The sequence below is a fragment of the uncultured Campylobacter sp. genome, assembly GCF_938045595.1.
Classification (GTDB): Bacteria; Campylobacterota; Campylobacteria; order Campylobacterales; family Campylobacteraceae; genus Campylobacter_B.
In genome coordinates this window covers 1-8,555 of record NZ_CALIBB010000167.1, presented here as the reverse complement: position 1 = coordinate 8,555, position 8,555 = coordinate 1, and the positions used below count along the sequence as shown (strand labels likewise).

Below are 8,555 nucleotides of genomic sequence, written 5' to 3'. Positions count from 1 at the left end.
AGCAGCTAGGATAGGTCGAAGGGCAGGGCGGGATAAACAATGCTAAAAATTTTCAAAAGAATAGAGGATGATTCAAACGAGTTCAAGCCTCTTTTAATCGAGATAGAGGATGCTCCGCAAAACCCGCTAGGAAGATCTATCTTATGGATAGCTTGCGGGGCTTTGATATTTGCCTTGCTGTGGATGGTATTTGCTAAAGTGGATATCGTAGTAAGCGCTAACGGCAAGGTCGTGCCCGACGGCGAGATTAAAATTTTAAAATCTCTCGAAAGCGGCGTCGTCTCTAAAATTTTAGTAAAAGAGGGCGATAGAGTAAAAAAGGGCGATCATCTAATCTTAATCGATCCTAGCGTCTCTACGGTAAATTTATCCACCAAGCAAGAGAGCTTGGCGCTACTTGAATACTCGATAAAAAGGCTCGACGCTCTAAGTTCGGGCAGGAGTCTGGACGCTAATATCAGCGCAGATGAGCTTAGCTTATACAATACGCAAAAATCAAATTACGAAGAGAGTATAAATGTCTATAATCTAAAAATGCAAGCTCTGCAAATGGGAATAAACTCTACTAATTTAGAGGTAGAGAGGCTAAGCGGAATTTTAAAGATAGATGAAGCAAGACTAAGTAATCTAAATAAAGTAAAAGATATAATAGCGCGCAGAGATCTATATGAGCTCAAATCCAAGGTAATCGAGCTAAACTCCAATCTTAAAATTTCAAAAGAGAAGCTTGCCGAGCAAAGGGCAAATTTAGACGAGCTAGCCAAAGAGCTTGAGGCCTTTAAAAGCCAAAACATATCTAAATGGCTCGATGAGATGCTAGCCAAGCAGAAAGAAGCAAGCTCGCTAAAGGCGGAGATCAACGCGATCTTGTTTCAAACCAGACAGCAGATCATCTCCTCTCCCGTTGACGGCTTTGTAGGAAAGCTACTTGTAAATACGCAAGGAACCGCCATCACAAATCAAGAAAATTTAATCTCTATAGTGCCTAGCGATAAGCCTTTGATCATCAAAGCAAACGTGCTTAATAAAGACATAGGCTATCTGGAAAACAATCAAAGCGTAGCGATTAAGGTTCAGACCTTTGACTTTCAAAAATACGGCAAGCTAGAAGGTAAGCTCATCCACATAGCAAACGATGCGATAAATGACGAGAAGCTGGGAGAAATTTACGAAGTAAAGATTAGACCCGATTCTACATTTTTGATCGTAGATGGGATCAAAAAGGAGATCGAGCCCGGTATGAGCGTAACTGCCGAAGTAAAAGTAGGCAAAAGGCGCGTAATAGAGCTATTTATCTACCCCGTCATCAAATACCTGGACGAAGGACTTAGCATAAGATAGAGAAGGGGCATGGCGGCTATTTACCATTTTTTATTTGTTCAAATATGACTTGAAATTTTAGAACGGATACAAGAATTTCTAGATTTTTTAGTAAGTAATCGTTTTGCCGCTATGGTCTTTTATCATAATCTATCATCAAATCCCCTACTCATATAAAAATTTGGCGCATTTTGCCCTTTTATGAAGTATTTAAAATTTAAAATCGCTTTACCATATCGAATTTCAAGGTCTTTTGCCGCTCCAAATTTTAAAATTTCACTTCGCAGTATCGCAAAATTATAAAGCATAGAAGCAAATGCAATACGCGATATAAAATAGGTAGCTATTCAAAGGTCAATAAACGCAAAAACAGTCACCCATCAAATTACGAAACAAATAAATGGTATAGGAATATCAAAGAGCAACGAAAAGATAAAATAGCGAATAAAAGGATAAAGTAGATATTCTAAAAGCTCATGCACTCATAACACCAAAAGCGAACATTGAAGCTTAATAGTTGCAGTGATTAAAGCATTAGAGCACATCATAGTATTAAAACATCTCATAATATTAAAAGAACTCACAGAGCATTGCAATCACAAATAACAATATCTTTTAGGCTTATAGCTTTTATAGTTATGATGATTAAAAAATACATGGGTGTGTTTTTAAATTTACGTGTAGCTGTAATATACAAAAAATACCGCCCAAAAAAAGAGAACCCCCATAAAGCGCTAAAACGTCTCAAAAGAGTTAAATAAGGTAAAACACGACGGAAAGACATACTATAATATCCGTCAAGAGCCTATCGCCTCTTGACGGATATCCCCCAGCCATGGGCATTTATAGCTTGCATACGGCACGCTTCATAGCGTAAAATGAGACGAATGGGAAGGCAAATGGGACGACTTTTTACTTATCGTATTATCCTTGTTAGCTCCATTGGATTCACTTGTCCATTATGCTTTCTGCCACTTTCCTTTTGCGCTCCTCGCTAAAATACTTTCTTTAAATTCTTTAAGTACCCTAGAGAGTTTATATACTCCTCTGCCGCTTTATAGGTAGGATATACTTTGAAGCGCTTGTCTTAGTCTTTCAATTTTTAAGACAGAACTTAAAATTTCATCCGCCATTTTATAAAATTTTAATCCCCTTTCGTATAAAATGCATTAAAATTTCATTTATAAAGAGCCTAATTTGGATAAATTTAAACTTCGTTCGGATAAATTTAAAATAGCTTTCACCGTTTTTGCTTTGATCTTGGGCGCAGGCGCGTTAAACGCGGCGGATAAATTTAATCCCGCCGCACCGAAACCTATCCCAGATAGAGCAAATGTGCAAAGATTCTCCTCCGATAAAACGAGCGGGCAAAAACCTACCTCTAATAAAGCATCAGTTCAAAATCAAACTGACATACCAAAATCCTCCCTTGATAAAACTATCGCGCAAAGATCATCTCCCAACAAAACGTCCACTCAAAACCAATTAGCTATGCAAAAATCCACGTCCAATAAAATATCGGCAAAACAATCCACTCAAACTCAAGCAGCCCTACAAAAGCTAACGTCCGATAAACAAAGCATATCCAATCAACAAACTCCGCCAAACGCTCAAAGTGCCCTAGAAAAATATCTCTCCGCTCCAGAGACGGGCTCCAAACAAGATAGCTCGCAAGACGCCTCAAAGGATTCAAATCCTAAAGCCAAAGCCAAAGCCGAAGCCAAAGCCCCTACTAAAATTTACCGACTAGATAGATCAAAAATACAGGATATAAATCAAAAAAGATTGGACGGGCAGCTTGATTCAAATTTTAAAGCGGGCCCAAGCTCCTTCTCCTTCGACGCCTTATTAGAGCATACTTTAGCTAATTCACCGAGTTTAAATTTAACCAGACTGGATGTGCAAAGCGCGCGCAACGAGCTTGAGTATCAAAAGGCCTCACGCTATCCCGAGCTTGGTATCAATGCCAATAGCGAATACGCCAAACGCTACGGCGCCCGCTACAACTCCGTGCAGATTGGCGACGATAGTCTAGTCTCGCAAAGCGGCTATGGAGATTCCGTCTCTTTAGTACTACGTCAAGATATATTTAAATTCGGCGCGGATGAGTTAGCGATCGAAGCTGCCGAAGAGAATATCAAACAAGCAGATCTTAAAAGATGCTCTTCGTATATGGATAGCTCGATCAAGCTTTTGGAGCTTTACGACGAGGCGCTCGGATATAAAAATAGAATAGAAATTTATGAGCGGTTAAAAGATGCCTACGAGATGCTTTATATCTATGAAAAGAGGCTATCGGGCGCAGGTGAGCTAAGTAAAACAGCTCTAGCAGATCAAGCCATAGCATTAGCCGATACGAGCTATGAACTGTCTCAATTAGAACTAAACGCAAATAATGTTTTAAATAAAATTTACTCGCTTTCTGGAGTTAAAATTCCAAACGTGTTTTATCTATCGGATCTAGGCGGAGCCAATAGTATCAGCTCAGACTTCGTACCTTTTGAAGATAGCGTAATCGCTAAAGGATTTGATCATGAATTAGCCGCAAATGAGCTAAGTATGAGATCGCAAGAAAGACTTTATTATCCTACCGTTTCGCTCTACGGCAGATACGATCTTTATGGCAGCGACAGAGACGACTTTAGCCGCGCCGGAAAGGATGTCAAAAGACATGGATATAGAGCGGGACTTACGGTGCATATGAGCCTATTTGACGGAGGCAAGCGCGCCGCGCAGATCAAAGAAAAGCAGATAAATAAAGAGAGGATTTTATCTAAAAAAGAAGAAGCTAAATTAGAATACGAAAAGCAGATCGCTGATCTTAAACTATTTCTATCCAAAAAGGACGAATACGATAAAATCCTATCTAATTCCTCTAAAATTTCAAAAGATATCCTAACTATGCAAAAGAGATTAAATGCCGGTAACGAAAGCTCAAAGATAGATGTTTTAAACTCTCTAATAGCTTCTTTAAAAAAGGAGCTAGCTCTTAAAGAACATGCACAAAAAGCTAGCTTTAATATCAAAAAAGCGGAACTAATGTCTAGATACGGAAGGTGTGAGTAGGCGCTTGGTAGCCAAGTAGATGGTTTCGCGGCTAGCCCAATAGATAGTTTAAGCGGCTATAGCGTTTTAACATAGCGTCTTGCATTGATCTTTTAGACATTGCGTCACACGGTTTTAATAATCGTATTTCTCGGTTTGTATTCGGCTTTGGGCTTTATGTCTTGCTCTACTATATTTAATATCTTGCCTCAATATACAAAATTAAAATTTTAAAATTTAAGAAAGAAGTAAGCTTCAAAATTCGACAAAGCGAAAATAGTTTTAGATTTTAAATATAGCGTAAGAATAAAAAGATAAAATGCGCCAAAATGTTTTCATCGGAACAAGGGCTTTGATAAAAAATCACAAAGTTTGCGATACGATGTTAATATACAGGAGGGAATAATGAAAAAAATATTTTTAGCGTTTGCGCTGTGGCTCGGTTTTAGCGGGGCTGCTTTTGGGATGCAAGATACGGAGCCGAGCGAGGTGCAAGGGCAAAATTCCGCGGGAGTTAAAATTTTAAGCGATGGGTTTTCTAGGCTGTCCGCCGAAGAGTACGGCAAAGCGAAAGTTGGTTGCGACGCTTCGTATTATTACATAGGTTGTGATAAAATTTATTCTCCAAAAATCTCGCAATTTATAAAAGAATGCGATTTCGGCAATGGAAAATACAGTACTTGCGAAAAATTATTAGAAAGTTTAAATACAAAATGCCTTGAAAAAAATGGTAGAGAAAATTTTGAAGCTTGTGATTTGGCTGGTGAAATTTTAATTAAAACGAGCAGAATTCCATTGGGTTTAGAACGGCTGGTAAGAGGCTGCGAAGTCGGTCAGATTATAAATTCTTGTTTTCTTTGCGCTCTAACATATCTACATTATTCTTTCGACATAGACGAAGTAATAAAATACGCAACGATGACGCGAGACTTGGCGCACGATAAAGAACATTTCAATAAAATCATCAAAAAATTTCAAGATTGCAAAGCCGATAAAGAATGCAATCCTACAAAATTAGAATTTCAATAAAGGAATAGACAATGAAACAAGAAGAGAAAGAAACCTTAGCAAATACTTTAAAAAGATTGGGTAGAGAAGGTAAATATGTATATGACGAGAATAAAGGCATATTTCAGTTTGCATTGGGTATCGGTACCGCTGTTTATATTTATAAGAAAAAAGGTAAAGATGTAGGCTTTGAAGAGGCTATAGATGATGCCATGAAGACAAATAGTGGTTTAAAAGTCTTTGTAAACACAGATTCTATAAAAGGAATTGGTAATTTTGCCCAAAATTACAATAAAAGATTGTATGCCGAACAAAAAGCCAATGAATTATATTTGAATCCAGACGGTTTCAAATCCGAACCACCCGATACGGACGAACCATCCACCCCGCGTTTTAAAACCTACAAGGAGCAAATGCGAGAACTGCGATGGGATGAGCGATCTTTTGAAAGCCTTTTAGAGAAAGCACAAAAAAAGCTTAAAAAAGATCCTGAAAATGCTGATTTGAAAAAAGATGTCGATCATTGGCAAAACAAGCTTAATGAAAATAGAGCATCTCAAGATAAATTAAACAATAATGAATTGGAATCACTTAAGTATTTTGTTGAAATATGTAAAAAACAATATAATGAGGCGCAAGAGGCATTTAATGCTAATCCGAATAGCAAGGAGGCAAAGGAGGCGTTAGATAAACGGGCGCCAGTGCTTTAAAGGGAAATGAAGAGAGACTAAAGGCTTTTCAGGATTATCTCGATGATCTCAATGCTCCAAAATTTGATTTAATTTCATGGATGAATACCGTTCTTTCCAATTCTCTCCTTTTCAATCCTTTGGACGGAAATTTCGAAAATACATTACGAAATGCTATAAAATCCATAGCTCAATTCTTCGGCTTTAACTCTATCTCCATCTACGACCCTCTCGCCCTTGATCTTAACAGAGACGGCAAGATCGGTATCAATCCTATATCCATAACGGCTTCGGATAAAAAATCAGGCTCGAATAATAATGAAAGCGGCGGAGCCTACTTCGATCACAACGGAGATGGGGTATCTCACAAATCATCTTGGATAAGCAAAGAGGATGGAATTTTAGCCTACGATCGTAACGGCAACGGCAAGATAGACGACGGCAGCGAGCTATTTGGAAATTTCACGCAGATAAAAGATAAAGAGGGCAATCAAAGACTAGCTAAGGACGGCTACGAAGCTTTAAAGGAATTTGATAGCAATAACGACGGGCTTATAGATAATAAAGACGATAAATTTAAAGATCTTAAAATTTGGCAGGATGCGAACTCTAACGGGATCTCAGACGAAGGCGAGCTAAAGAGCTTAGATGAGCTAGGCATAGCTAGCCTAAGCCTAAATCACAATGAGGTAAACGAAGATCTAGGAGGCGGAAATACCCTAAGCCTAAAGGGAAGCTACATTAAAAAAGACGGCACCGCTCATAGTATGGGCGATCTAAATTTCAACGTAGATACGATAAATTCTAAATTTAAAGACGGGGCGCCGTTAAGCTCCGAAGATATGGCTAGAGCAAATATCAAGGGCTTTGGACTCTTAAGAGATCTAAGATCCGCCGCTGCATTAAATAAAGAGCTAGCTAGCGCACTAGATAACTACTCTCGCTTAGGTACTAAAGAGGAGCAGCTCAAGGCTCTACCAGGTCTCATCAAAGCCTGGAGCGAGACTGCTGTAAGAAGCACGGGCGGAAATTCTAACGGGGCAGACTATGAAGTAGGCCTAAAAGGGGTGAAGCTTCCAAGCAATGTAAATCTAGGCGCAGGATCAAACATCAATGTAGATGCAGACGGTAACGTGATAAACTCCGGTAATCCAAACGCTAGAAAACTAAGCCTCACTCCGTCTCAATATCAGGCTCTACTGAATAGCTCAAATTCTATAGATGAGAGCTTGCTAAAGGAGTTTGAGGGCATAAAATATAAGATCAAAGTAATCGATGCTTTCACCGGCTCAAAGACTGCGGAGCTCTATTATATAAGCAATGACGATATAAAAGCTATCATCAAAAACACGAACGAAACTTATGAGAAAATTTTAAACTACTCCTATGCTTCGCTACTGGCTCAAACGAGACTAAAAAGCTATGCGGATCTAATAAGTCTGGATATGATCTCCGTGCCTAACGATGCGGCTGCGGGCAATAATTCAAAATCCGATGCCGCAAGCGGCGGCGCAAATACATCTGCTAAGCCGAAGTATGATTTCAGACTAAATTTCACCAAAGTAATCGATAAATTTAAAGAGATCAACCTAAGCGATCCCAAGAAGGCTTTCGTGGATTTGGCAGAGTTTGCTACCTTGTTTCAGAGCAAAAAGGAGTTTGCCGCAGGACTTAGCCTACTTGCCGAGTTCGCATATGGAGCGAATAAACGTGGGGTGTTGGGTGAATACATAGCCGCCATTGGGCAAGAGGTACAAAATAAGCTAGACATAGCTACGATAACCTCCAATTCCAGCGGCACCAATGCAAATGATATGATGATAGGGTCTGCCGGAGCCGACACCCTTTACGGTCAGAATGGCAACGACACCGTTTACGGCGGCGAAGGTAACGATAAGCTTTACGGCGGAGCCGACAATGACATTCTCTACGGCGGAGACGGCGACGACGCTCTTTATGGAGAAAGCGGTAGCGATACCTTAGAAGGCGGAGCCGGTAATGATGGTCTTGATGGCGGATACGGTGATGATACCTACGTATTCGGAAGAGGAGACGGAGCCGATAATATCTATGACGATAGCGGCAACGATACGATTAAATTTAAAGAGGGAATTAGCCTAAAAGATCTAATCGTTAAAAGAGCTGAGAATAATATCGATAACCTTGAAATTTCTATAAAAGGAACCAAGGACAAGATAACGATAAATAATGCTTATATATGGAGTGGATCTACTTATAACGGCGGCATGATAGAGAATTTCGAATTCGCAGATGGAACCAAGCTTTCTCTTAGCGAACTTGAAAAGCAGACTATGTTTAAAGGAACCGATGCCAGCGATTCTATCTACGGAGCAGATGCTAGTGATGAAATTCATGGGCAAGCCGGAGATGATACGATATACGCTAACAATGGAGACGATATCCTTTACGGAGAATCTGGAGCCGACACCCTTTACGGTCAGAATGGCAACGACACCGTTTACGGCGGCGAAG

At 39.6% G+C, this 8,555-nt stretch carries 6 protein-coding genes; 5 read left to right on the top strand and 1 reads right to left on the bottom strand.

What is annotated here, in order from left to right; all coding sequences use genetic code 11:
* The first annotated feature begins 39 nt into the window (after nucleotides 1-39).
* Complete coding sequence (locus Q0340_RS06780; protein WP_298082681.1) at nucleotides 40-1,341, top strand: HlyD family type I secretion periplasmic adaptor subunit; 1,302 nt, start codon at nucleotides 40-42, stop codon at nucleotides 1,339-1,341.
* Between the two features lie 122 nt (nucleotides 1,342-1,463).
* On the opposite strand, the gene Q0340_RS06775 is transcribed toward Q0340_RS06780, so the two are convergent.
* Nucleotides 1,464-1,628 (bottom strand): hypothetical protein, encoded by a 165-nt coding sequence (locus Q0340_RS06775; protein ID WP_298082680.1) that lies wholly within the window; start codon nucleotides 1,626-1,628, stop codon nucleotides 1,464-1,466.
* 889 nt (nucleotides 1,629-2,517) lie between these two features.
* Here Q0340_RS06775 and Q0340_RS06770 point away from each other — a divergent pair.
* The 4 genes from Q0340_RS06770 to Q0340_RS06755 all read left to right on the top strand — a co-directional run.
* Nucleotides 2,518-4,386 (top strand): TolC family protein, encoded by a 1,869-nt coding sequence (locus Q0340_RS06770; protein WP_298082679.1) that lies wholly within the window; start codon nucleotides 2,518-2,520, stop codon nucleotides 4,384-4,386.
* A 384-nt stretch (nucleotides 4,387-4,770) separates the two neighbouring features.
* The gene (locus Q0340_RS06765; RefSeq protein ID WP_298082678.1) at nucleotides 4,771-5,394 is read left to right on the top strand and encodes a hypothetical protein; all 624 of its coding nucleotides are present in this window, start codon (nucleotides 4,771-4,773) and stop codon (nucleotides 5,392-5,394) included.
* Nucleotides 5,395-5,405: 11 nt separating this feature from the next.
* Nucleotides 5,406-6,083 carry a hypothetical protein gene (locus tag Q0340_RS06760; RefSeq protein WP_298082677.1) on the top strand — a complete coding sequence of 226 codons (678 nt, stop codon included), beginning with the start codon at nucleotides 5,406-5,408 and terminating at the stop codon, nucleotides 6,081-6,083.
* Nucleotides 6,084-6,163: 80 nt separating this feature from the next.
* The coding region (locus tag Q0340_RS06755; protein ID WP_298082676.1) for a calcium-binding protein at nucleotides 6,164-8,555 on the top strand (2,392 nt) is incomplete at its 3' end.

Excerpts from the sequence above, each read along its gene's own strand:
- Q0340_RS06780 (WP_298082681.1), top strand. The coding sequence starts at position 40 with ATGCTAAAAATTTTCAAAAGAATAGAGGATGATTCAAACGAGTTCAAG.
- Q0340_RS06775 (WP_298082680.1), bottom strand. The coding sequence starts at position 1,628 with ATGCTTTATAATTTTGCGATACTGCGAAGTGAAATTTTAAAATTTGGA.
- Q0340_RS06765 (WP_298082678.1), top strand. The coding sequence starts at position 4,771 with ATGAAAAAAATATTTTTAGCGTTTGCGCTGTGGCTCGGTTTTAGCGGG.
- Q0340_RS06760 (WP_298082677.1), top strand. The coding sequence starts at position 5,406 with ATGAAACAAGAAGAGAAAGAAACCTTAGCAAATACTTTAAAAAGATTG.